This window comes from Novosphingobium sp. EMRT-2 (assembly GCF_005145025.1).
Lineage (GTDB): Bacteria > Pseudomonadota > Alphaproteobacteria > Sphingomonadales > Sphingomonadaceae > Novosphingobium.
On record NZ_CP039695.1, the window covers coordinates 3,568,497 to 3,590,587 of the forward strand.

Here is a 22,091-nt window from a genome sequence, read left to right on the forward strand (position 1 = left end):
AGCCTCATCACTGGAGGGGAATCTGATCGGACAGGCGGGGAAGCATGAAGATCCGATCGTTCATGGTGATCTTGGAGATGAACCCCAGGCCGAATTGCGGCGTATAGGGGTACGAAACCTCGCCCATCAGGAAGTAGGCGCCGGGCTTGTTCGGCGTCACCGTCTTGTCGGGCAGCATGGCCTGGGGCACGAGGTTGGTGGTCAGCGTAACCGAATTGCCTACCGTTAGCGGCGTCCAGTTGGCGGTCGATTTGCTCCACACGACCTTGGCGGTGCTGGCGTCGACGACTTGCACCTCGCTCACGCGGATCTGGGCGACGCTGTTGTCGTAGGGGCTGAGCACCATCGCGCTCGACCCCATGATCGTCTGCAGGTCGGACGAGGACACCGCGGCATAGCGCGAGACGAGGTCGGTCACCGCGCGGGCGGACCGCGTGACCTTGCGGTTGCAGGTGATCGCGTCGCTGATCACGTAGGCCCCCAGATACAGCAGGATCAGCACCGGCAGGCTGATGGCGAATTCCACCAGCGCCACGCCGCGCGCATCGCGGGCGAGGCGGCGTGCCGGAGCGCACAGACGGCGCAGGAACGGAATCGGACGCATCAATAACCCTCCGTCTTCATGACCGAGGTTGCCAGCAGCATGCGCTGCGAGCCGGGGCGGTTGGACAGGTCGAAGCCCAGCGGGCCGGCCAGCGTGGGCCAGTTGTAGATCAGCCGCACCACCACCACCGCGCCCTGCGTGCCAGGGGAATAGGCGAAGGAATTGGTGATGTTGCCGTTGGAGTCATACGTGAAGGTCGGCAGCGTTGGGTTGGCCGAGGAAAAGTTGCTGACGTTGGTTACGTCCACATAGAGCCGGCTGCACTGCAGGAACGTCGGCAGCGAGGCGCAGGCGGCCTCCTTGAACTGCTGCTGCGGCGTTTTGGTGACGTTGCCTTGCGCGTCCTTGACCCCGGTGAAGTTCTGCTGCGCCTGGCCGGTGAGGATCAGGCGGGCAGCTGTTTCGGTGGCGGTTTCCAGGCCCTGCTGCGCAAAATACATCACCGCGATTTCGAAAATGGCGACGATCATCGCGATCAGGACGGGCGCCACCAGCGCGAACTCCAGCGCGGTTGCCCCGCGCACGTCGCGCAGAAGCGCCGCGCGAAACGCGCCACCCCACCGCCTGCTTGTCCAACCGCGGACCATTCCCCATTCTCCAAGCCCAGTAATGCAGGCTCAGATTAGAGCGTCAGCCTTAAGGCGTGGTAAACTTGGCGGACGGCGGAAAGGGCCGCTTTGGTTGGGCGGCGCGCCGGATGACGAGCTGGGGGTATTCGTGCCGCCGAAGCCGTCGGTATTGCAGCGAGCGCTGAGACCCGGTCATGACCTCATTTTTCAATGCGCCGCGGGACGGAAAAGGGCATTTGGCGCTTCGGCATCGACACGATGGGCAGGCTGCCAAGCCCAACGGCCGAGCTCGTCTCCCACGTGTCGAAGGTCGTCGGGACCATGATTGCCGTCGACATCAGCGATAGGATGACAGACAGTCAGCCCGAAGCGGCTGAGCGACTCGTATCGTTTTGAAGCTACAGCAGGCTCTCGAGCCGTTGATTGCGGACGAATGGATTCATCCAGATTTCAATAATACATGAGCGGAAAACTTTGGCGCCAATCGTCAAAAACAAAGACAGGGAACACCAAAAAACTCCCGCTCGGTCAGCCAACCATCATTTTGGACGACTAGTGATCTATAGGCTTCCAAATATTGACGATGATGGGACTTTGTCGTGAACACTACCTTGTTCGCGCCAGCTAGGACCGGCGCGATGTTAACGACGGGCGAAAGGATCATGAACCTCGCAACGCCTTCGGCGACCATCGGATAGCCACCATTAAAATAGTCGTCGACAACAATGATGCCGCCCTGCTGCAACATGTCGTGCGCCACGGCGAGATCATTCGCCGTGTTTTGCGTGGTGTGAGAACCATCAACACTGATGAGACGAAGACCTTTTCCATCATTCAGCGTGACAATCTGTCTCGGATCGAGCTTCATCGAATCCGCTTTGACTATTTCAAGGCGATCACGTGAGCCAACATGTGTATCGATATTCTCCAAAAATTTATTCAGATCTCCGAGGCCCGAGAAATCAGTATTAAATTCTTGAAGGTCAAAGACATCCATCGCGATGCCTTTTTCGTTTTCTCGCCTAAGTAGCATTAATAAAATGAAAAGCCGCCCATGATGGACGCCAATTTCGCCTACCCCGCCATGAATTCCAAGTTCTTTCTGCAGTTTATCTGCGATCAAAAACATGTCCAACTGATTGCCAGCAAACCAGCCAATTACGTCATGATGGCCTTGCTTGATATAGTCGTTCAATCGTTCGCGTTCCAATTGCACCAAGAGACCTCACCGTAATAAAACGAATCGTGACATCTTGACTTGGCGGTCAGGACCGATTCATGGGAAAACGATAAACGCCATCCCCCAGATGTGGCAAGGAGATTCAATGACCGATTAGGCCTTGTTTGATCTCTCAAACTATTTCGCTTGGCGCAAAAACGGTTGTTGATGAGAGCTTTCCAAGCTCTGCGAACCCGACCTTCGCCTGGACGCTATGGAGCAACTCAGATTCCGGTCATTTGCGAAACCTTGCTCAAAATTTTCGATTTTTGGGAGAATTTGGTGGACGCACTAGGGCTCGAACCTAGGACCCGCTGATTAAGAGTCAGCTGCTCTACCAACTGAGCTATGCGTCCATTCCCGTGTGGGAAGCGCTCCCATAGCGATTTCTGCCGCGCTGCCAAGCCCTGAAATGGTGCTTCTTCAGGCGAACCCGCTTCCGCCCCGGCGGCTCCAGCGGTCCACTGCCATGATCGTGCCGATGCAGATCATGTTGGTCATCATCGATGATCCGCCGTGGCTCATGAAGGGCAGGGGGATGCCCACCACGGGTGCGAGGCCCATCACCATCATCAGGTTGATGCAGGCATAGAAGAAGATCGTGGTGGTCATTCCCGCCGCCAGCAGGCGCGAGAAGCGGTCGGGTGCGTTCATCGCCACTTTCAGGCCCCAGCGCAGCACCACGGCGAAGATCGCCAGCACGAACAGGCCGCCCATCATGCCCCATTCCTCGGCCATGGTCGCGAAGACGAAGTCGGTCTGCGCTTCGGGCAGGTAATCGAGGTGGCTTTGCGAACCGTGGCCGAAGCCCTTGCCGAACAGGCCGCCCGATCCGATCGCGATCTTCGACTGGGTGATGTGGTAGCCCGATCCCAGCGGATCGTTTTCCGGGTCCATGAACACCAGCACGCGCTTGCGCTGGTAATCGTGCAGCAGCGTGAAGAACGCCAGCGGGGCCACGATCAGCCCGGCGCCAACGCCGCCCAGGAACAGGCGCAGCGGCAGGCCGGCAAGAAACATGGTGACGACCGCGCCGAAGCTGATCGCCAGCCCGGTGCCCAGGTCCGGCTGGAGCATGACGAGGCCGGCCGGGATGCCCAGCAGCACCGCCGCCGGCGCCACCGCGCGCCAGCCGCGCGTTTCGCCCACCGGCAGCACGCTGTAGAACCAGGCCAGCACCAGCACGATACCCGGTTTCATCAGTTCCGACGGCTGGAGCGTCATGAAGCCCAGATTCAGCCAGCGCTGGCTGCCGCCGCCGATCCCGCCGATCAGTTCCACCAGCACCAGCAGCACGCACAGGCCGGCATAGATCGGCAAGGCGGCGCGTTTGAACCAGTCCTGCGGCACCCGCGCGATCAGCATGGCGAGCGCCAGGAACACGCAGAAGCGCAGCACGTGGGTCAGTGCCCAGGGCTGGAGATGCCCACCTGCCGCCGAATAGAGCACGAAGCCGCCGAACACGACCAGCATCGCCAGCGGCAGCAGCACGCGCCAGGGCTGGCGGGCGATGGCGGCGGGAACATAGGCGCGGGGCATCGGCGGGGCCTCTATTGCGCGCCGGACGTGGCGGGAGTGGCGGGTGCCGGAGCGGTGCCCGGTGCAGGCCGCGGCGATGCGCCCGGCGCCGGCGTGCCCGGTTCGGGCGTCGTCGGCTCGGGCGGAGGCGGCGCGGCGTCGGTCTGCGCGGCGGTCGGTTCGGGCACCGGCTTGTTTTCGGCCGCGACTTCCTGCGCCACTTGCGCGTCGTCCGCCGCCTTGGGCGCGGAAGCGCCGTATTGCGCGGCATAGGCGTCGTACCGGGCCGCCATGCGCTGTTGCACGTTGCCGCCCCACTGCTTTTCGAAGCCTTCGAGCACTTCCAGCGCCTTGCCCGGATCGAACAGGAACGTCATCACGTCGCGCGCGATGGGATAGGCCGCGCCCGATCCGCCGCCGTGCTCTATGGCGACGGCGCAGGCATAGCGCGGCTTGTCGAACGGGGCGAAGCAGATGAAATGGCCGTGGTCACGGTGCTTCCACAGCCCGCCCTTGCCGTTGCCGATGTTGAGGCCGACGACTTGTGCCGTGCCGGTCTTGCCCGCCATCTGCACGTTGGGAATGGGCAGGCGCGCCTTGCCGGCGGTGCCACGCCCGTTGACGACTTCGTTCATCGCCGCGTGGATGTAATCGAGGTGTTCCTGCTTGAAGCCCATGGACTTGGGTTGAGGCGCGTGCCGGTCGAGCAGCAGGCGCGGCATGAGTTCGAGGCCGGAGGCGATGCGCGAGGCCATGACCGCCTGCTGCAGCGGGTTCACCAGCATGTACCCCTGCCCGATGGTGGCGTTCACCGTGTCATAGATCGCCCAGGGCTGCTTGTACTTGCGCAGCTTCCACGCGGGATCGGGCACCGTGCCATAGGATTGCCCGGCGACGGGCAGCGGAAATTCCTGCCCCAGCCCCAGCCGCTTCGCCATCGCCGCGATCACGTCCATGCCCATCTGTTGCGCGAAGTGATAGAAATACACGTCGCACGACTGGTAGATGCCCTTGGCCATGTTGGTAGCGCCGTGGCCCCGGTGGTTCCAGCAGTGGAACACGCGGTTGCCCACGCGCAGGCCACCGGCGCAGTTGACCGAGGCATTGGGATCGAGCCCCGCTTCGAGGAACGACAGCGCGACCATCGGCTTCACGGTCGAGCCCGGCGGATAAAGCCCGCGCAGAACCTTGTTGCGCAAGGGCACATGGTCGTCGTCCGATAGCATCTTCCATTCGATGCGCCCGATGCCGTCGGAGAAGCTGTTGGGATCGAAGCTGGGCATCGAGGCCATGGCCAGCACATCGCCGGTCAGGCAGTCGATCACCACGACCGACCCGGATTCCAGACCGATGCGGCGCGAGGCATAGTCCTGCAACGGGCCGTTGATAGTGAGCTGGATCGGCTTGCCCGGCACGTCCTCGCGCGTGCCCAGATCGCGCACCACGCGCCCGCTGGCGGTCGCTTCCACCCGCCGCGCGCCCGGCACGCCGCGCAGGCGCGTCTCGAAATACTTTTCCAGCGCGTCCTTGCCGATCTTGAAGCCCGGCGTGATCAGCAGCGGATTGCGTTCGCGTTCGTAGTCCTCGGCCGAAGCCGGGCCGACATAGCCGACCAGGTGCCCCACGGTCGCGCCCGTGGGGTAGAAGCGCGAATAGCCGCGCTGCGGCACCACGCCCGGCAGTTCGGGCAGGCGCACGCTGACGGCGGCGAATTTGTCCCAGTTGAGATTGGCGGCGACTTCGACCGGCTGGAACCCGCGCGATTTGTCCAGCTTGTCGTGGATGTCGCCCACCTTGTCGGGCGAAAGGTCGAGCAGCGAGGCGAGCGTGGCCAGCGTCTTGTCCGCGTCCACGACCCGGTCGGGAATCAGGTCGACGCGGAAGTCGGCGCGGTTCGATGCCAGCGCCGCGCCGTTGCGATCGAGAATCCAGCCGCGCCGCGGCGGAATCAGCGTCAGGTTGACGCGGTTGCTCTCCGACGCCGCCTTGTACTTCTCGTTCTGCATGATCGAGAGGTAGCCGAGCCGCACGGCCAGCAGCATGCCGATGCCGCCCATGGCGGATCCCAGCACGAAGGTGCGGCGGTTGAAGGTGTCAGTCAGCCGGGCCGAGCTCATCGGCAGTTGCTGTCGCGCCACGCTCAGATTCTCCGCAGCGGCAGCAGGCGCACGCGGTCAAGCAGGGCGACGAACCGGGTAACGACGGGGAACAGGAACACGCTCAGCAGCAATTGCGGGCCGATCGAAAGCGGCAGCGGATAGCCGGCGGCGAAGCCCGCGAAACTGGCGGCAAGAAACAGATAGCCGGCCAGCAGCGCGCTGCCCGCGAGCCAGTCCTGCAGGAAGCCCCGCCAGAGGAACCGTTCGTCGATCACTTCCATCGCCAGCATGGTCAGCGACCACAGGATTATCGCGCTGCCGAACGGCTGTCCGCTGAACAGATCGTCGATGGCGCCCAGCGGCAGGCCGACCCACACCGGCAACATGCCGGGCCGCAGCATGCGCCAGGCCAGCAGCATCATGTAGGAGAACGGCGGGAGCAGGGGCGCGGAAGCGATCACAGGCGAAAAGGTCGCCATCGAGGCCAGGATGATCGATGCCCACGGAATGCCCAGCGCAAGAACCGGCGATGGCGCGCGGTTGATGCGGTTGCGAACGATGTCCTCGGCGCGGGCGGGAAAGCGGGGCAGCATCATTCCGGCTTACTGGTCGCCCGGATCGCGCGGCGGGCCGGCCGCTTTCTCGCTTTCGCTCAGCGCGGCCTGGGCCGCCGGTTGAAAGCTTGGGAACACCAGCACGTAGTCCACGTCCGCGGGATCGCTGGCCAGGTGGCCGACGGCGCCGTCATGATGCGGATCGGTGGCGATCGCGACCGGAATGTTGGGCGGATAGAGGCCGCCCGATCCGGAGGTCACGAAAACGTCGCCCTTGTGGACGGGGTTTACGCCCGAATTGATCAGGCGGATTTCGATCCGGCCGTTGGCGGCCCCCTGCACGAAAGCCGGCAGGCCATCGGTGGCGCGGCGCACGGGCACGACGTTGTCCGGGTCTGTCACGAGCAGAACGCGCGCCGTATCGCGCCCGGTTTCGACAATCCGGCCGATCAGTCCGGTGGAAGATCGCACGGGCATCCCGGGGCGCAGCCCGGTCGAGGAGCCGATCGACAGCACGGCGAAGCGCCGTGCGCTGGCCGCGGTGGAGCCGATAAGGCGGCCGGCGGCAATCGGCCGCACCTGGGGATCGACGATGCCGAGCAGCGCTTTCAGACGCGCGTTTTCGGTTTGCACCGCGCGCATAGTCACCGCGTCGGCGCGCGCGGCTTCCACCTCGCGCCGCAGCGCGGCGTTCTGCCTTCCGGCGTTGAAATAGGCACCGACGGCGGCAAACACGCCCTGGCCGGTGGCGCGGGATTCGGCGCTAGCCTGCCCGATCGGCCGCGCTATCTCGCTCGCGCCTGATCGCGCAAAGGCAAACGCCTCGGGGTTGAACAACGATACGATGAGCAGCACGGCGCCGACCACGACGCCAAGAATGGCGACGACGTAGCCTGTGAAGATCCCGTACTGCGCCCTGCGCGAAAAGCCCGGGCGCCGGTCCTGTGACCGCGCCATGTCCGTTATTCCCTACCGTTCCCGCCGCTGTCCGCCGGCCGGTGCCGGCTTGCTTCCATGCAGCAACGGGATGAACCTGCCATTACGCGGTCATCAGCACGCCGCGATAGATCGGATCTTCCATCGCGCGACCGGTGCCCAGCGCCACGCAGGACAGCGGGTCTTCGGCGACGCTCACCGGCAGGCCGGTTTCCTCGCGCAGATGCTCGTCCAGCCCGCGGATCAGCGCGCCGCCGCCGGTCAGTACGATGCCCTGATCGACGATGTCCGCTGCGAGTTCCGGCGCGGTGTTTTCCAGCGCGATGCGCACGCCTTCGACGATCGCGCCAATCGGTTCGGACAGCGCTTCGGCCACGTTGGCCTGGGTGATCGTGATTTCCTTGGGCACACCGTTGACGAGATCGCGGCCCTTGATGTGGATCGTTTCGCCCACGCCGTCGGCCGGGATCGTGGCGATGCCGTAATCCTTCTTGATCCGTTCGGCCGTGGCTTCACCGATCAACAGGTTGTGGTGGCGGCGGACATAGCTGACGATGGCTTCGTCCATCTTGTCGCCACCCACGCGCACGCTGGTCGTATAGGCAAGGCCACGCAGCGACAGCACGGCGACTTCCGTGGTGCCGCCGCCGATATCGACCACCATCGAACCGACCGGCTCGGTCACTGGCATGTCCGCGCCGATCGCGGCCGCCATCGGTTCCAGGATCAGGAACACCTGGCTGGCGCCGGCGTTCGAAGCGGCATCGCGAATCGCGCGGCGTTCGACCGAGGTCGAGCCCGAAGGCACGCAGATCACGATTTCCGGATAGCGCAGCAGGCTCTTCTTGCCGTGCACCTTCTGGATGAAGTGCTTGATCATGGCTTCGGCCACTTCGATGTCTGCGATCACGCCATCGCGCATCGGACGGATCGCCTCGATGTTGTCCGGCGTCTTGCCCATCATCATCTTCGCGTCATCGCCGACGGCCTTCACCTTCTTGACGCCGTTGATCGTCTCGATCGCGACGACGGAAGGCTCGTTCAGCACGATCCCGCGATCCTGTACGTAGACCAGCGTATTCGCCGTTCCGAGGTCGATCGCGATGTTCTGGGAACCGAACTTGAAGAATCGGGAAAGCATCGAAGCCATCAGGAAATCCGTATGAATCTGCGGGTTGGAACGCGGGCACGCGCCAACCCCAACCAAATGAGTGCCCGGGAAGCCCGGCTCATTAGCGCATGATTTGCGCAAAACCCATAGGTTTATGCTGCGTTTGCGGGATAACTTCTCCACTTGGCTCGAAAAAGCGCGGGTCCATCGCTAGTAATGTCTGGGCGTGCCGGAATCCCGACGCTGGCACGGCCCTGAACAAAGCTTTGACGATGCCCACGATCCGCCGCCTTCCCGATACTCTGGTCAACCGCATCGCCGCTGGCGAAGTGGTGGAACGGCCGGCCAGCGCGCTCAAGGAACTGGTCGAAAACGCCATCGATGCGGGCGCCACGCAAGTCCATGTCCGGCTGGGCGAGGGCGGGCTTTCGCTGATCGAGGTGACGGACGATGGCTGCGGGATGCGCGCGGACGAGATTGCGCTGGCGCTGGAGCGCCACGCCACGTCCAAGCTGCCCGACGAATCGATCGAACTGGTCGAAACGCTGGGCTTCCGGGGAGAGGCGCTGCCTTCCATCGCCAGCGTCGCGCGCGTCACCATCGAGAGCCGCGCGCGAGAGACCGGCGAGGCGTGGAAACGCGTGGTCGATCATGGGGCGCTGGTGTCCGATGGCCCTGCCGCGCTGCCGCCCGGAACGCGCGTGCGGGTGGAAGACCTGTTCGGCAAGATTCCGGCGCGGCGCAAGTTCCTGCGCTCGGCACGGGCGGAATGGGCGGCTTCGCTCGATGTCGTGCGCCGGCTGGCCATGGCACGCCCGGAAGTGGGCTTCACGCTGGAGCACGACGGTCGCCGCGCGCTGCAGGTGCAGCCGGGCGATTCGCTCGAAGCGCGCGTCGCGCAGCTCGTCGCGCGCGAGCTGGCTGGCAACGCGGTGACGGTCGATCTGGTGCGCGGTGATTTCCACCTGACCGGCGTGGCCGGCCTGCCGACGTACAACCGCGGCGTGGCCGACCACCAGTACCTGTTCGTCAACGGCCGCCCGGTGAAGGACCGGCTGCTGATTGGCGCGGTGCGCGGCGCCTATGCCGACATGCTGGCGCGCGACCGGCACGCGGTGCTGGCGCTGTTTCTCGCCGTGCCGCCGACCGAGGTGGACGTGAACGTTCACCCGGCAAAGACCGAGGTGCGTTTTCGCGATCCCGCGCTGGTGCGGGGGATGGTCGTGACCGGCCTGCGCACAGCGCTGGCAAGCGGGGACCAGCGCTCCGCGCAGGCCCCTTCCGAAACCGCGATGCGTGCCTGGCAGGCTGAACCGATTGCCGCGCTCCCGGGGGCGCCACCAGGGCCGGGGCCGCTGTTTCCCGCACCGGCCGAACGGCAAGGCAGCATCTTCGCCTCCCCGGCATGGCGGCCGGAACCGCGGGTCAGCGATGCAGGGCAGGCGTGGCGCGGGTACGAGGCCGCGGTGATGGCCCCGCCTGTGGCCCGCGCCGAAGCTGCCGAGGATGCCGTGCCGGAGCCGGTAGAGCACCCGCTGGGTGTGGCCCGCGGGCAGGTGGCCAACACCTATATCGTGGCGGAGGCGGCCGACGGCCTCGTGATCGTGGACCAGCACGCCGCGCACGAGCGGCTGGTGCTGGAGCGCCTGCGCGCGGCCGGAGCGGGAGAGGGGAGTGCTCCTAGTCAGGCGCTGCTGATCCCGGAAGTGGTGGAGCTTGAGGAAACCGATTGCGACCGGCTGGAGGAAGCCGCGCCGAAGCTCGCCGAATATGGCCTCGCGCTCGAACGCTTCGGTCCAGGTGCCGTGCTGGTCCGCGCGGTGCCGGCGGCGCTCGCCAAGGGCAATCCCGAAGCGCTGGTGCGCGACGTGGCCGACGATCTGGCCCAGAACGGAGATGCGCTGCTGCTGGGCGAACGGCTCGACCTCGTGCTGGCGACGATGGCCTGCCATGGCTCGGTCCGCGCTGGGCGTGCCCTTTCCGTCGCCGAAATGAACGCATTGTTACGCGAAATGGAAGTGACGCCGCGCTCCGGCCAGTGCAATCATGGGCGGCCGACGTGGGTGAAGCTTGCCCATGGCGATATCGAGAAACTGTTCGGGAGAAAGTGATGCGCGGGATCGTTGCCGGAGCGGCAGTGCTCGTTCTGCTGGCTGCCTGCTCCAGCCAGACGCCGGCGGAAAAGGCGGCCGAGGATGCGCGGGCCGTTGCCCAGGTGGAAGCCGCTCAGCGCAACGGGCAGCCGCCGGTCAAGCCGATCGATCCGCAGCCGATCATGTTCTTCGACATCCGCGACGGCAAGCTGACCGGCACCGGTTGCAACTTCGTGGCCGATGGCGGCGGCATGGGCGCGATCCTGTTGGCGCAGGGCGAACGCGGGGTGATGAAGCTCGACGGCAAGCTCGTGATCTTCGCGTCCGATAAGGGCAGCACGCAATTGCCGCAGGGCGCCTGGTCGCGCTATTCGAGCAAGGAATATGCGCTCACGCTGACCCGCATCGACGATGGCAAGGCGGTGAAGAACGGCCTCGTCGATCTGTTCAGCGGGCAAGTGGTGGTGACCGATCCGTTCGACCGCGTGGTTTACAAGGCGCGGGGCAACGTGCAGTGCAAGCCGATGTAACAACATCGGCCGCTCCGGTGGGCGCTTAGTCGGTCGATGCGGTTTCCGGATCGCGCACGCGGATCAACCCGATCGACGTGAAGCTCATCACCAGATCGTCGTTCTGGTTGAACACGCGCAGGGTGGATCGGAAGCTGCCCATTTCCGGGCGCGAGCGGCTGCGCTTCTTATCGAGCAACTGGGTTTCGCAGCGCAGCGTGTCGCCGGGATAGACCGGCTTGTGCCAGCGCAGCTCGTCCACGCCGGGCGACCCCAGCCCCGCCTGCTGGCGCGCCTTCAGGTTTTCCACCACCATCGCCATCACCATGGCGCAAGTGTGCCAGCCACTGGCCGAGAGGCGGCCGAAATGGGTCTGCGCCGCCGCCTCGTCTTCGAGATGGAACGGCTGCGGATCATAGCGCGAGGCGAAGCCGATCACTTCCTCGCGCGTGACCTGGTAGTGGCCGAAACGGTCGACGGTGCCAGGCTCGAGGTCTTCGAAGTATTGCATGGGCACGCTTTCGCCCGCACCGGCAGTCCTGTCAATCGATCGGTTAACCGGCGCGCAGCCTCACACGTTGAACTTGAAGTGCATCACGTCGCCGTCGTGCACCACGTATTCCTTGCCTTCCTGGCGCAGCTTGCCGGCTTCCTTGGCGCCGTTCTCGCCGCCCAGCGCGACATAGTCGGCATAGGCGATGGTTTCGGCGCGGATGAAGCCGCGCTGCATGTCGGAGTGGATCTCGCCCGCCGCGTCGGGGGCCTTGGCGCCCTGATGGACGGTCCAGGCGCGCGCTTCCTTGGGGCCTACGGTGAAGAAGGTGATGAGGTGCAGCAGATCGTAGCCGGCGCGGATCACACGGGCGAGGCCGGTTTCGTGCAGGCCCATTTCCTCCAGGAACACCAGCCGTTCGTCCTGCTCCATGCCGACCAGTTCGGCCTCGATCGCGGCGGAGACGATCACCGCGTTCGCGCCTTCGGCCTTCGCCTTCTCGAACACGCGGGCCGAGAAAGCATTGCCTTCGGCCGCCGCGCTTTCCTCGACGTTGCACACGTAGAGCACCGGCTTGGCGGTCAGCAACTGCGCCTGCCGGAACACGCGGGCTTCTTCCTCGTCCTTCGGCTTGGTCAGGCGCGCGGGCTTGCCTTCGCTCAGCAGGTCGAGCGCCTGGCCCAGCACCGAGGCCACGAGCTTCGCTTCCTTGTCGCCCTGCGCCGCTTTCTTCTGCGCGGCGGGAACGCGCTTTTCCAGGCTTTCGAGGTCCGACAGCATCAGTTCGGTCTCGACGGTATCGGCGTCCGAGATCGGATCGACCTTGTTGTCGACATGCTGGATGTCGTCGTTCTCGAAGCAGCGCAGCACGTGGACGATGGCGTCCACCTCGCGGATGTTGCCCAGGAACTGGTTGCCCAGTCCTTCGCCCTTGGACGCGCCGCGCACCAGCCCGGCGATGTCCACGAAGCCCAGTTGTGTGGGAATGATCTTCTGGCTTCCGGCGATCTTGGCCAGTTCATCCAGCCGGGGATCGGGCACGCCCACGTTGCCCACGTTCGGCTCGATCGTGCAGAACGGATAGTTCGCCGCCTGCGCCGCCTGCGTCTCGGTCAGCGCGTTGAACAGCGTCGACTTGCCGACGTTTGGCAGACCGACGATCCCGCAACGAAAACCCATTTGATGCTCCACAAGTGATCTGGATGCGGCCCGCGCGGCTCTTGCGCCCAAGCCTTTCGCGCGGCCCATAGCGGGGGCGGGACGGTTTGGCCAGTTTCACCAAAATTTCAGGCGTTCGTGTCATCACGCGGGCATGAAGAAAGCGCTGATACTGCCCGCCCTGCTTGTCCTTGCCGCCTGCGGTTCGGAAACGCCGCAACAGCATCTGGACCGCGCGCAAGCCGCCTTCAAGGCGGAGGACTATCGCACGGCCCGCAAGGAACTGGGCGAGGCGGTTTCGGCCGCGCCCGAGGATGCCCGGATTCTCGATCTGCTGGCGCGGGTGCAATTGCGCCTGGGCGACGGCGAAGGCGCGCAGGCCACGCTGGCGCGCCTCGAAGCGGCGGGTGCCAAGGGGCCTGAGATCGCGCGGATGAAGGCGGACGCTGCCTTGCTGCGCGGGCAGACCAACGAAGCGCTTTCACTGCTGGCCAACGACGGTCATCCCGAGGCGTGGCGCATTCGGGCTTCGGCTCTGCTCGCGAACAGGGACGAGGCCGGCGCGCTCGAAGCCTACCGCAAGGGCCTTGCCGCCGGCGGGGATGCACGGCTGGTGCGCGATTATGCCCGGTTCCTGCTGGATTCGCAGGATATCGCGGGGGCCGAAGCGCAACTGGCTGATCTGCGCCGTCGTAGCCCCGATGCGCTCGATACGCTGATGCTGGCGGGCGATATCGATGCGCAGGCGAACCGTTGGGGCGGCGCTCTGGCCGCGTACAAGCGGGCGCAGTCGCTTTATCCCACGCGGCCCGAGCCTTTGCTCGCGCAGGCGGATGCGGCCGATCAGCAGGGCAAGCTGGACGAGGCCGAAGCATTGGTTGCGCGCGCCAACGATGTCGCGCCCGAAAGTGGCGACGTGCTGCGGATGCGCATTCAGATCGCGGCCGAAAGGGGCGATTGGGAAAAAGTGCGCAGCACGCTCGCCCCGCGCGAAAGCAGCCTGGAGCCGCGCTCGCCGGAAGGGCTGGCCTATGCCGAAGCGCTGCTTCGCCTCGGGCGGGCCGAGCAGGCGCGTGCGATCTACGCCAAGGCCCTGCTGCTTTCCCCGCAAAATCCGTTCGCACGACTGATGCTGGCGGAAGCCCAACTGGCGACCGGTGATGCGGCGACGGCCTATGCCACGGTCAAGCCGCTGGCGGACAGCGCCATGGCCGGGCCGCGCGAACTGGAGCTTGCGGAAAAGGCGGCGCGGGCGGCCGGCAATCCGGCGGCCGATACGCTCAAGGCGCGCCTGCAATCCGGGGACCTGCGCCGCACGCAGCAACTGGCTGCCACCGGGCAAGCGGCGATGGCGCGGGGAGACTGGGATGCGGCGATTGCCGCCTACCAGCAAGTTTCCGGCTACCAAGCCGATGCGGAGGTGTTGAAGCGGCTGGCGTTCGCGGCCTCGCAGGCCGGGCGCAACGCGGACGCGATCGGGTTCGCGGACAAGGCGCTGGCCTTGCAACCCTCCAACGCGGACATGATCCACTTGGCGGGGCTGGTGCGGTTCAGGGCCGGGACGGACCGCGACAAGGCGGTGACCTATCTCGAACAGGCGCTACGGGCCGATCCGGCCAATCGCCTGTTCCGGAACGATCTGGCCCGCGCGAAGGCAGGCTGACCGGAACAGGCCTGGCAATCGGTTATTCGATCAGGCCTTGCGGCGCTGGCGGCGCGCGAAGCCCAGGCCGATCAGGCCCATCGCCATCATGCCCAGCATGCCGGGTTCGGGAACCGCCGTGCCGCCGGACGAGGTGCTGCCACCGCCCGAGGACGTGCTGCCGCCAGTGGAGGTCGAAGACGTCGAGGTGCTGCCGCCCGACGAGGTCGAGGACGTCGAGGTGCTGCCGCCGGACGACGTGCTGCCGCCGCTGGTGGACGACGTCGACGAGGACGACGACGACCCGCCGCACGACTTGGAACCGCCGCTGTGGCCGCAATTGCAATAGTGCGTGTGACCGAACAGGCCGAACGTCGCGTGCGCCGGTGTGGCGAACGTAGCAGAGGTCGCCAGCGCGGCGAGAAGGACGGTGGAACGCTTCATGGTTTGGCCCCCTTTGAAAGCGGTACGAATGGTTCACGCCATTCTTCGCAATTGCCGTGCCAAACGGGGATTCCTGCGGGGCATGCTGGTTAACGAAGGTTGCGAAAGGTCCGATCTGTAAATTTGCCCGACAGTTCCGATGGTTAAATCGCGTTAGGAAAGATTACCCCGCCTGCCGGAGCGCCACGTCGTTCATGAAGCGCACGTCCTCGCCCTTGGCCAGCCATTCCGCTTCCGAAGCGATCGCGCCGAGCATGTCGACGAGATCGTCCTGCTCCGCCTTCGCGAAATTGCCGAGAACGTACCCGGTCACGCGGTCCTTGTGGCCGGGGTGGCCGATGCCCAGCCGCACCCGGCGGAAATCGGGGCCGAGATGCTTGTCGATGGAGCGCAGGCCGTTGTGCCCGGCGGTGCCTCCGCCGGTCTTCACCTTCACCTTGAACGGGGCGAGATCGAGCTCGTCGTGGAACACGGTCAGCGCATCGGTATCGAGCTTGTAGAAGCGCAGGGCCTCGCCCGCCGCGCGGCCGCTTTCGTTCATGAAGGTCGCCGGCTTCAGCAGCAGCACTTTCGCCCCGCCGATCCGGCCTTCCTGCACCCAGCCCTGGAACTTCTTCTGAACCGGCCCGAAGGAGTGCACTTCGGCGATGGTATCGAGCGCCATGAAGCCGACATTGTGGCGGTGCAGCGCGTATTGCGGCCCCGGATTGCCCAGCCCGACCCAGACTTGCATGGCGGTGATGCTCCTTCGCTTTGCGCCCGTTTACAACGTTCGGCACATCAGGCCAGACGGCATGTGAAAACAACCGCCAGGCAAAAAAGAACCCCTCCCGCGCGGGGCGGAAGGGGGCTTCTTTCCGGTTCCGCCATCCCTCCTTGACAGGGGGGCGGCGGAAACGCTTGCCTGAGGATCAGGCTTCGGTCTTGGTCGTATCGCCTTCTTCGCTCTTGAGCGAGGAGGGCGCGACGATCGTGGCGATCGTGAAATCGCGATCGGTGATCGCCGTCTTCACGCCGGCCGGCAGCGTTACCGAGCTGATGTGGATCGAATCGCCCACTTCGAAGCCGGTCACGTCGACCACGATGTCATCGGGGATCGAATCCGGCGCGCAGACCAGTTCGAGTTCGTGACGGACCACGTTGAGGACGCCGCCCTTCTTGAGGCCGGGCGACTTTTCCTCGTTGGCGAAGACCACCGGCACGTTCACGTGAACGGCGTGGTCGGCCGAAAGGCGCAGGAAGTCGGCATGCAGCGGACGGTCCGAAACCGGGTGGAACGCTACGTCCTTGGGCAGCGTGCGGACGGTCTTGCCGCCGACGGTGAGTTCGACGATCGAGTTGAAGAAGTGGCCGGTGCCAAGCGCCTTGACCAGTTCCTTTTCCCCGACGTGGATCGCGGCCGGATCCTCGTTGCCGCCATAGATCACGGCGGGGGTGCGGCCTTCGCGACGCAGTGCACGGGAGGCTCCCTTGCCAGCCCGATCGCGCGTCTCGGCCGACAGCGTAAGCGTCTCGCTCATTGTCTGTACCTTCCGAAAATGCTGTGTTGAACACGTTTCCGCCCGCACGCCTCCAGGGATGACCATGCCGGGGAAGCGGCGGCCCTTAGCGGATCGGACGGAAAAAGCAAGCGCTGCCGGGCTTTCTGGCCAGACTTTCTGGCCTGGCCCCATGCACTATTGCACGCGCCGCACTGTCCAGCCGCGCTCGGCCAGCATCCGGGGCAGACTATCGGAGCCCGAAACGTGGGCCGCGCCCACCGCCACGAAGGGATGTGCGCCGGCTTTGAGCATGGCGTCGATCTGTCCGGTCCAGTTGCGGTTGCGCGCGGCCAGTAGCGCTTCGTGAAGGCCCGGATCGGCGAGGAAGCCGGTCTCGCTTTCCCTGGCGATGCCCAGATCGTCGCCGCGCAGCCATAGAGCCAGGATGTCCTGCTCGTCCGCCTTGCCGCTCGATGCTTCCTCGGCCACCTGTTCCAGCAGCACTTTCTGCTCGCGATCGCCCAGCCGGTCGAAGATGCCGAACTGGCTGTCGATGGTTTCCAGGCCCGTGACGAGCTTGCCCTTCGCCATCCGGCGCAGTTCCGGTTCCACGCCGTTGTCCGGGTCCATCCCGTGCTTCTGCCCGGCAATGGCGGAGATCTGGAGCGCTACGGCCCACGATTCCTCATCGCGGAACTGCGCGTCGGTCAGCGACAGGTCCTTGTATACGGCGGCCAGCTTGCCGCGATAGGCGGGGTCGATCCGTTCGGACGGCGGCGGCAGCCCCTGGGTGAACGCCAGCCGGCCCAGCGCCTCGCCCGCGATCTTCGCGTCGAGCGGTTCGCCGATCTCGAACACAAGTCGGTCCGCCGCGCCCAGCGCCTGCGCGATCGCGGGGCGGGTCCAGCGCGTGCCTTCGGGCAGGGCGTGAACGGTGCCGAACAGCCAGCCCCGCGCGCCGCCGGGGCCGGTCACTTCCCACAGCGCCACATGCGATTCCGTGGCCGGGGCAGGGGGCTGCGGCTCGTTGCGGCACGCGCCCAGCAGCAGCCCCGCCGCCAGCGCGATGCCCGCACAGGCCTTCTTCCAGGTCCCGGTCTTCATTCGGTTCATTGCACCCGTTGCGCGGTGAGGCCGAGCGCGGCGAGTTGATCCTGCACGCTGCCCTTGCCGGCGAGATGCCCCGCGCCCACGGCGACGAACACCGTGCCCGGCTTGTCCAGCCGCGCCTTGATCCATTGCGCCCAGTGGCGGTTGCGGCCGACCAGCAGCGTTTCGGTCAGGCGCGGATCGTCCATGTCGGCGTTCATGATCGTCGCCAGCGCCTCGGCATCGCCCTTGCCCCAGGCGGCGATCAGGCTGTCGATCTCCGGCCCGATCTTGTCGTAATCGCGCACCACGTTGCCCAAGTAGGCAAGCTGCGCGTCAGCCGGCAGGGTATCGAACAGGCCAAGCTGATAGTCGATCGTCTCCAACCCCGCGCGCGTCCGCGCCTTGCCACCCGGATAGGCGTTGAGAGTGGCTTCGGCGCCGTCCTTGGGGCTGAGACCCTGGCTGATCATCGGCAGCGAGGAAAGCACCACGGCGGCGTACCATGGCTTGAACCGATCGAAGGCTTGCGCCTGCAATCCCACCCGGCCCAGCAGCGCTTCAAAGGCGGTCCGTTGGGGCGCGTCCATCAACCCGCGCAGCGTCTGGCCTTCGGGCAGGGTCGCGCGCGAAAGTAGCGCCGCCTGCGCCTCGCCGCCCACCGGATCTAGCACTTCGGTCACCAGGTCGTCCGATCCGTCGAGCGCCTGCTTCAGGGGGCCGTTGAGCCAGTCGTAGCCGGGCTTGAGCACGTGGACGGTGCCGAACAGGTAGATCGTGGTATCGCCGTCCGCCACTTTCCACAGCGCCGGATGGACTACCTTCGGAGCGGGCGCGGCGACGGGCGTCGCAGCGGCGACGGGCGCGGCAGGGGCAGGCGCCGCCTGTTCACGGGCCAGCGCCGGCCCGGCGAACAGGCCCGCCAGCGCCAGCGCGGCCAGCGGTTTGGTCAGCCGGCGGAGCGGCGCGGTTCGGAAAAATGCGGTCATCGACATCGCTCCTGCCTACCCCGGCGCGATGAACGAACTATTGCCGCGATGCAATCGCCCGGCAAAATCGCACCGCCCGCCGCACGGCAAAGTTGATTTGCGGGCCTCCATCGGCCAAAGGCGCGGGCCATGGCCGATCATACCCAAGCATCCCCCACGGGGCCGCTCAGCCTGCAGGATATAATCCTGCGCCTTCACGCGTTCTGGAGCGAACAGGGCTGCCTGATCCTCCAGCCTTATGACATGCGCATGGGCGCGGGCACGTTCCATCCCGCCACCACGCTGCGCGCGCTGGGTCCGCAGCCGTGGAACGCCGCGTTCGTGCAGCCCTGCCGCCGGCCCACCGACGGGCGCTATGGCGAGAACCCGAACCGGCTTCAGCACTATTACCAGTACCAGGTGATCCTGAAGCCCAGCCCGGAAAACCTGCAGGAGCTTTACCTCGAAAGTCTGCGCACGATCGGCGTCGATCCGCTGCTGCACGACATCCGCTTCGTGGAGGACGACTGGGAATCGCCGACGCTCGGCGCGTGGGGGCTGGGTTGGGAAGTCTGGTGCGACGGCATGGAAGTCACCCAGTTCACTTATTTCCAGCAGATGGGCGGGTTCGATTGCAAGCCGGTGGCGGGCGAACTGACCTACGGGCTGGAACGCCTGGCGATGTACATCCAGGGCGTCGATAACGTTTACGATCTCGCGTTCAACAATCACGGCGTCTCATATGGCGACGTGTTCCTTGAGAACGAGCGCGAGATGTCGAAGTGGAACTTCGAGGTTGCCGATACCGACAGCCTGTTCGAAGGATTCCGCCGCGCCGAGGAGGAATGCCGCCGCTCGCTCGATGCCGGCGTGCCGATCGCGGCCTACGAACAGGCGATCGAGGCCAGCCACCTGTTCAACCTGCTGCAGGCGCGCGGCGTGATCTCGGTGCAGGAACGCGCCAGCTACATGGGCCGCGTGCGCGACCTCGCGCGGGGATCGTGCGAGGCCTACATGGACAAATTCAAGGACGAATGGGCGCAGGCCTATCCGGGGTGGACGGCATGATGGATGCGTATGACCGCGTCATCCCAGCGCAAGCTGGGATCGCTTTCCCTGGGCCACGAGGCCCCCGCTTTCGCGCGGGCTGCGGAGAAAATCATGACTGAATTTCTCCTTGAACTGCGCTGCGAGGAAATTCCCGCGCGGATGCAGGCCGGCGCGCGCGCCTCGCTGGAAAAGCTGTTCCGCGATCACCTTGCCGTCGCCGGCCTCGCGGTGGGCGACCTTACCATCTGGACCACGCCGCGCCGCCTTGCGCTGATCGCGCGTGGCCTGCCCGCCGCGACCGAGGCGGTGAGCGAGGAAGTGAAGGGGCCGCGCACCTCCGCGCCCGAACAGGCGCTCGAAGGCTTCCTGCGCAAGACCGGACTGACCAAGGACCAGTTGACCGAGCGCGATGGCGTGTGGTTCGCGGTCAGCGAGAAGCCAGGCCGCGCCACCGCCGATGTGCTGGCGGAGGCGATCCCCGCCATCGTCCGCGCGTTTCCATGGCCCAAGAGCCAGCGCTGGGGTGCGGCCTCGCTCTCCACCGAAAGCCTGCGCTGGGTGCGCCCGCTCTCCGCGATCGTGGCGCTGCTCGATGGCGAAGTGGTTGATTGCGAGGTCGGCGGCATTCGCGCCGGCCGGATCACGCGCGGCCACCGCTTCCACGCGCCCGGCGAAATCACCATTGATGGCGTGGACGATTACGCGGCCAAGCTGCGCGAGGCGCATGTGCTGGTCGATCACGCGGAGCGCGAAGGCATCGTGCGCGAACAGGCGCGTGCCGTGGCCAGCGCCGCCGGGCTGACGCTGGTGGAGGATGAAGGGCTGGTGGTGGAAAACGCCGGCCTCACCGAATGGCCGGTGCCACTGTTGGGCCGCTTCGACGCGGAATTTCTTGAGGTTCCGCCAGAAGTCATCCAGCTAACCGCGCGGACCAACCAGAAATATTTCATCTGCCGCGACGCCGATGGAAAGCTCGCCAACGCCTTCGTCTGCACCGCCAACATCGTGCCGAGCGATGGCGGGGCGGAGATCGTTGCCGGCAACCGCAAGGTGCTGGCCGCCCGCCTTTCGGACGCGCGCTTCTTCTGGCAGCAGGACCGCAAGATGCCGCTTTCGGTTCACGCCGAGAAACTGGCGCGGATCACTTTCCACGAAAAGCTTGGCTCCGTCGCCGACAAGGTGGAGCGCGTGGCGAAGCTGGCGCGCTGGCTGGTGGAAGAGGGCATCGTAGGTTCCAATCCTGCCCCCGCAACCATCGTCACCCCAGCGCACGCTGGGGTCTCGGGCGGCGACGCGCAAAGACTCGGGATGCCAGCGTCCGCTGGCATGACGAAAGAGCAACTGGCGGACCAGGCTGAACTCGCCGCGCGGCTGTGCAAGGCCGATCTCGTTACCGAGATGGTCGGGGAATTCCCCGAACTCCAGGGCCTTATGGGCGGATACTACGCCCGCGCCGAAGGCCTGCCCGATGCCGTGGCCGACGCGATCCGCGATCACTACAAGCCGGTCGGGCAGGGCGACGAGGTGCCCACCGCGCCGGTAACGGTGGCCGTGGCGCTGGCGGATAAGCTGGATACGCTGGTTGCGATGTTTTCGGTGGGCGAGGCGCCAACAGGCTCCAAAGATCCGTTTGCTTTAAGGCGAGCTGCTCTCGGGGTGATCAACTTGATTCTCGCTAACTCGCTTAGATTGAGTCTCAAAAACACTCTAAAGATGCCAACTTCCCGAATGGCAGCAGTACCAATCCATTCAACAATGGAATTTACTCGCGATGCTCTCGTTGGAGCACTCCACTTAACCGATAGTGATCCAGAGTCTGTTGCAGAGGTTGTGCGGGCAAAGTTGGTTAATGAGGATAGGAATAGCGTATTCTTTAACCAGATCGTAAAGTTCATTCAGAGAGCATTCGAAGGTTCAAACAAACTCCTCGCCTTCTTCGCCGATCGCCTCAAGGTTCAGCAACGCGAAGCCGGCGTGCGCCACGATCTGATCGATGCCGTGTTCGCGCTCGGCGGCGAGGACGATCTGGTCCGCCTGCTCGCCCGCGTCCATGCGCTGCAGGCGTTCATCGGCACCGAGGACGGCGCGAACCTGCTGGCCGGGTACAAGCGCGCGGCGAACATCCTCAAGAAGGAAGGCTTCTCCGCCGCCGACATCATCCCGCCCGATGGCGAGGAAGACCCGCTGGTGATGGTGGACGATCCCGCGTTCGAAGGCATCGCCGACCAGATGGCGCATTCGCCCACCATGCTGGCCTACACGCCCGAGCCGGCCGAACAGGCGCTGATCGAGGCGCTGGCCGTTGCTAGCCCACGCGCCGAAGCCGCTGTCGCGGCGGAGGATTTCACGGGCGCGATGGCGGCTCTTGCCACGCTGCGCGCGCCGATCGATTCCTTCTTCGAGACCGTTACCGTCAACGATGCGGATGCGAACAAGCGCGCGAATCGCTTGGGTTTGCTTGACCGTTTCCGTGCTGCGGTGCACAAGGTCGCCGATTTCGGGCGCATTGAAGGATAAGGGGCGGGGGCGCCGGTTCGTCCCCCCGCGAGCAACG

At 65.4% G+C, this 22,091-nt stretch carries 20 protein-coding genes and 1 tRNA gene; 5 read left to right on the forward strand and 16 right to left on the reverse strand.

Going from position 1 to position 22,091, the window contains the following annotated elements:
- Positions 1 to 7: 7 nt before the first annotated feature.
- The 9 genes from FA702_RS17295 to FA702_RS17335 all read right to left on the reverse strand — a co-directional run bounded on the left by FA702_RS17295 (position 8) and on the right by FA702_RS17335 (position 8,649).
- Complete coding sequence (locus FA702_RS17295; protein WP_136957107.1) at positions 8 to 604, reverse strand: TadE/TadG family type IV pilus assembly protein; 597 nt, start codon at positions 602 to 604, stop codon at positions 8 to 10.
- Positions 604 to 1,191 (reverse strand): TadE/TadG family type IV pilus assembly protein, encoded by a 588-nt coding sequence (locus FA702_RS17300; protein WP_136957108.1) that lies wholly within the window; start codon positions 1,189 to 1,191, stop codon positions 604 to 606. Before FA702_RS17300 ends, FA702_RS17295 begins: the two co-directional genes overlap by 1 nt.
- A gap of 469 nt (positions 1,192 to 1,660) precedes the next feature.
- Positions 1,661 to 2,368, reverse strand: coding sequence for a class I SAM-dependent methyltransferase (locus FA702_RS17305; RefSeq protein WP_136957109.1), 708 nt, complete (start codon positions 2,366 to 2,368; stop codon positions 1,661 to 1,663).
- A gap of 304 nt (positions 2,369 to 2,672) precedes the next feature.
- A tRNA-Lys gene (locus FA702_RS17310) sits at positions 2,673 to 2,748 on the reverse strand.
- Between the two features lie 67 nt (positions 2,749 to 2,815).
- Entirely contained in the window at positions 2,816 to 3,931 is a 1,116-nt protein-coding gene (gene rodA / locus FA702_RS17315; RefSeq protein WP_136957110.1) for a rod shape-determining protein RodA, read from the reverse strand.
- Positions 3,932 to 3,942: 11 nt separating this feature from the next.
- Positions 3,943 to 6,027, reverse strand: coding sequence for a penicillin-binding protein 2 (gene mrdA / locus FA702_RS17320; RefSeq protein ID WP_136957501.1), 2,085 nt, complete (start codon positions 6,025 to 6,027; stop codon positions 3,943 to 3,945).
- Between the two features lie 23 nt (positions 6,028 to 6,050).
- Positions 6,051 to 6,605, reverse strand: coding sequence for a rod shape-determining protein MreD (gene mreD, locus FA702_RS17325; RefSeq protein ID WP_136957111.1), 555 nt, complete (start codon positions 6,603 to 6,605; stop codon positions 6,051 to 6,053).
- 6 nt (positions 6,606 to 6,611) lie between these two features.
- A complete protein-coding gene (gene mreC / locus FA702_RS17330; protein WP_124809591.1) occupies positions 6,612 to 7,520 on the reverse strand; it encodes a rod shape-determining protein MreC in 909 nt (302 codons plus the stop codon).
- 82 nt (positions 7,521 to 7,602) lie between these two features.
- Positions 7,603 to 8,649 carry a rod shape-determining protein gene (locus tag FA702_RS17335; RefSeq protein ID WP_125956198.1) on the reverse strand — a complete coding sequence of 349 codons (1,047 nt, stop codon included), beginning with the start codon at positions 8,647 to 8,649 and terminating at the stop codon, positions 7,603 to 7,605.
- Positions 8,650 to 8,882: 233 nt separating this feature from the next.
- On the opposite strand from FA702_RS17335, the gene mutL reads away from it, so the two are divergent.
- Both mutL and FA702_RS17345 read left to right on the forward strand, forming a co-directional pair.
- On the forward strand, positions 8,883 to 10,721 hold the full coding sequence (gene mutL / locus FA702_RS17340; protein WP_136957112.1) for a DNA mismatch repair endonuclease MutL: 1,839 nt from the start codon (positions 8,883 to 8,885) through the stop codon (positions 10,719 to 10,721).
- Entirely contained in the window at positions 10,721 to 11,233 is a 513-nt protein-coding gene (locus FA702_RS17345; RefSeq protein ID WP_136957113.1) for a hypothetical protein, read from the forward strand. Before mutL ends, FA702_RS17345 begins: the two co-directional genes overlap by 1 nt.
- Positions 11,234 to 11,258: 25 nt before the next feature.
- Here FA702_RS17345 and FA702_RS17350 read toward each other — a convergent pair whose 3' ends face one another.
- Together FA702_RS17350 and ychF are read right to left on the reverse strand one after the other, a co-directional pair.
- Complete coding sequence (locus FA702_RS17350; protein WP_136957114.1) at positions 11,259 to 11,723, reverse strand: MaoC family dehydratase; 465 nt, start codon at positions 11,721 to 11,723, stop codon at positions 11,259 to 11,261.
- Positions 11,724 to 11,783: 60 nt separating this feature from the next.
- Positions 11,784 to 12,884: a redox-regulated ATPase YchF gene (ychF, locus tag FA702_RS17355; RefSeq protein WP_136957115.1), complete on the reverse strand. Its 1,101-nt coding sequence runs from the start codon at positions 12,882 to 12,884 to the stop codon at positions 11,784 to 11,786.
- A 133-nt stretch (positions 12,885 to 13,017) separates the two neighbouring features.
- Here ychF and FA702_RS17360 point away from each other — a divergent pair, with 133 nt between their 5' ends.
- Positions 13,018 to 14,526: a tetratricopeptide repeat protein gene (locus tag FA702_RS17360; RefSeq protein ID WP_136957116.1), complete on the forward strand. Its 1,509-nt coding sequence runs from the start codon at positions 13,018 to 13,020 to the stop codon at positions 14,524 to 14,526.
- Between the two features lie 30 nt (positions 14,527 to 14,556).
- On the opposite strand, the gene FA702_RS17365 is transcribed toward FA702_RS17360, so the two are convergent.
- The 5 genes from FA702_RS17365 to FA702_RS17385 all read right to left on the reverse strand — a co-directional run bounded on the left by FA702_RS17365 (position 14,557) and on the right by FA702_RS17385 (position 18,508).
- Positions 14,557 to 14,949, reverse strand: coding sequence for a PEP-CTERM sorting domain-containing protein (locus tag FA702_RS17365; protein ID WP_136957117.1), 393 nt, complete (start codon positions 14,947 to 14,949; stop codon positions 14,557 to 14,559).
- Between the two features lie 163 nt (positions 14,950 to 15,112).
- Positions 15,113 to 15,682, reverse strand: a complete 570-nt coding sequence (gene pth, locus FA702_RS17370; RefSeq protein ID WP_136957118.1) for an aminoacyl-tRNA hydrolase — start codon at positions 15,680 to 15,682, stop codon at positions 15,113 to 15,115.
- A 178-nt stretch (positions 15,683 to 15,860) separates the two neighbouring features.
- Positions 15,861 to 16,469 (reverse strand): 50S ribosomal protein L25/general stress protein Ctc, encoded by a 609-nt coding sequence (locus FA702_RS17375; protein ID WP_124809600.1) that lies wholly within the window; start codon positions 16,467 to 16,469, stop codon positions 15,861 to 15,863.
- A gap of 156 nt (positions 16,470 to 16,625) precedes the next feature.
- The gene (locus FA702_RS17380) at positions 16,626 to 17,534 is read right to left on the reverse strand and encodes a TraB/GumN family protein (protein WP_136957119.1); all 909 of its coding nucleotides are present in this window, start codon (positions 17,532 to 17,534) and stop codon (positions 16,626 to 16,628) included.
- A 5-nt stretch (positions 17,535 to 17,539) separates the two neighbouring features.
- Complete coding sequence (locus FA702_RS17385) at positions 17,540 to 18,508, reverse strand: TraB/GumN family protein (RefSeq protein WP_136957120.1); 969 nt, start codon at positions 18,506 to 18,508, stop codon at positions 17,540 to 17,542.
- A gap of 129 nt (positions 18,509 to 18,637) precedes the next feature.
- Between FA702_RS17385 and FA702_RS17390 the strand changes: the two genes are divergently transcribed.
- Entirely contained in the window at positions 18,638 to 19,555 is a 918-nt protein-coding gene (locus FA702_RS17390; protein WP_124809602.1) for a glycine--tRNA ligase subunit alpha, read from the forward strand.
- 93 nt (positions 19,556 to 19,648) lie between these two features.
- Positions 19,649 to 22,054 (forward strand): glycine--tRNA ligase subunit beta, encoded by a 2,406-nt coding sequence (glyS, locus tag FA702_RS17395; protein ID WP_136957121.1) that lies wholly within the window; start codon positions 19,649 to 19,651, stop codon positions 22,052 to 22,054.
- Positions 22,055 to 22,091: the final 37 nt, after the last annotated feature.

What these genes read in the sequence shown, in the direction of transcription:
- FA702_RS17350 (WP_136957114.1), bottom strand. Translation starts at nt 11,723, where the DNA reads ATGCAATACTTCGAAGACCTCGAGCCTGGCACCGTCGACCGTTTCGGC.
- FA702_RS17380 (WP_136957119.1), bottom strand. Translation starts at nt 17,534, where the DNA reads ATGAAGACCGGGACCTGGAAGAAGGCCTGTGCGGGCATCGCGCTGGCG.
- mutL (WP_136957112.1), top strand. Translation starts at nt 8,883, where the DNA reads ATGCCCACGATCCGCCGCCTTCCCGATACTCTGGTCAACCGCATCGCC.
- glyS (WP_136957121.1), top strand. Translation starts at nt 19,649, where the DNA reads ATGACTGAATTTCTCCTTGAACTGCGCTGCGAGGAAATTCCCGCGCGG.
- FA702_RS17365 (WP_136957117.1), bottom strand. Translation starts at nt 14,949, where the DNA reads ATGAAGCGTTCCACCGTCCTTCTCGCCGCGCTGGCGACCTCTGCTACG.
- FA702_RS17360 (WP_136957116.1), top strand. Translation starts at nt 13,018, where the DNA reads ATGAAGAAAGCGCTGATACTGCCCGCCCTGCTTGTCCTTGCCGCCTGC.
- pth (WP_136957118.1), bottom strand. Translation starts at nt 15,682, where the DNA reads ATGCAAGTCTGGGTCGGGCTGGGCAATCCGGGGCCGCAATACGCGCTG.
- FA702_RS17300 (WP_136957108.1), bottom strand. Translation starts at nt 1,191, where the DNA reads ATGGTCCGCGGTTGGACAAGCAGGCGGTGGGGTGGCGCGTTTCGCGCG.
- ychF (WP_136957115.1), bottom strand. Translation starts at nt 12,884, where the DNA reads ATGGGTTTTCGTTGCGGGATCGTCGGTCTGCCAAACGTCGGCAAGTCG.
- mrdA (WP_136957501.1), bottom strand. Translation starts at nt 6,027, where the DNA reads ATGAGCTCGGCCCGGCTGACTGACACCTTCAACCGCCGCACCTTCGTG.
- FA702_RS17335 (WP_125956198.1), bottom strand. Translation starts at nt 8,649, where the DNA reads ATGGCTTCGATGCTTTCCCGATTCTTCAAGTTCGGTTCCCAGAACATC.
- FA702_RS17345 (WP_136957113.1), top strand. Translation starts at nt 10,721, where the DNA reads ATGCGCGGGATCGTTGCCGGAGCGGCAGTGCTCGTTCTGCTGGCTGCC.
- FA702_RS17295 (WP_136957107.1), bottom strand. Translation starts at nt 604, where the DNA reads ATGCGTCCGATTCCGTTCCTGCGCCGTCTGTGCGCTCCGGCACGCCGC.
- FA702_RS17390 (WP_124809602.1), top strand. Translation starts at nt 18,638, where the DNA reads ATGGCCGATCATACCCAAGCATCCCCCACGGGGCCGCTCAGCCTGCAG.
- FA702_RS17385 (WP_136957120.1), bottom strand. Translation starts at nt 18,508, where the DNA reads ATGACCGCATTTTTCCGAACCGCGCCGCTCCGCCGGCTGACCAAACCG.
- mreD (WP_136957111.1), bottom strand. Translation starts at nt 6,605, where the DNA reads ATGATGCTGCCCCGCTTTCCCGCCCGCGCCGAGGACATCGTTCGCAAC.
- rodA (WP_136957110.1), bottom strand. Translation starts at nt 3,931, where the DNA reads ATGCCCCGCGCCTATGTTCCCGCCGCCATCGCCCGCCAGCCCTGGCGC.
- mreC (WP_124809591.1), bottom strand. Translation starts at nt 7,520, where the DNA reads ATGGCGCGGTCACAGGACCGGCGCCCGGGCTTTTCGCGCAGGGCGCAG.
- FA702_RS17375 (WP_124809600.1), bottom strand. Translation starts at nt 16,469, where the DNA reads ATGAGCGAGACGCTTACGCTGTCGGCCGAGACGCGCGATCGGGCTGGC.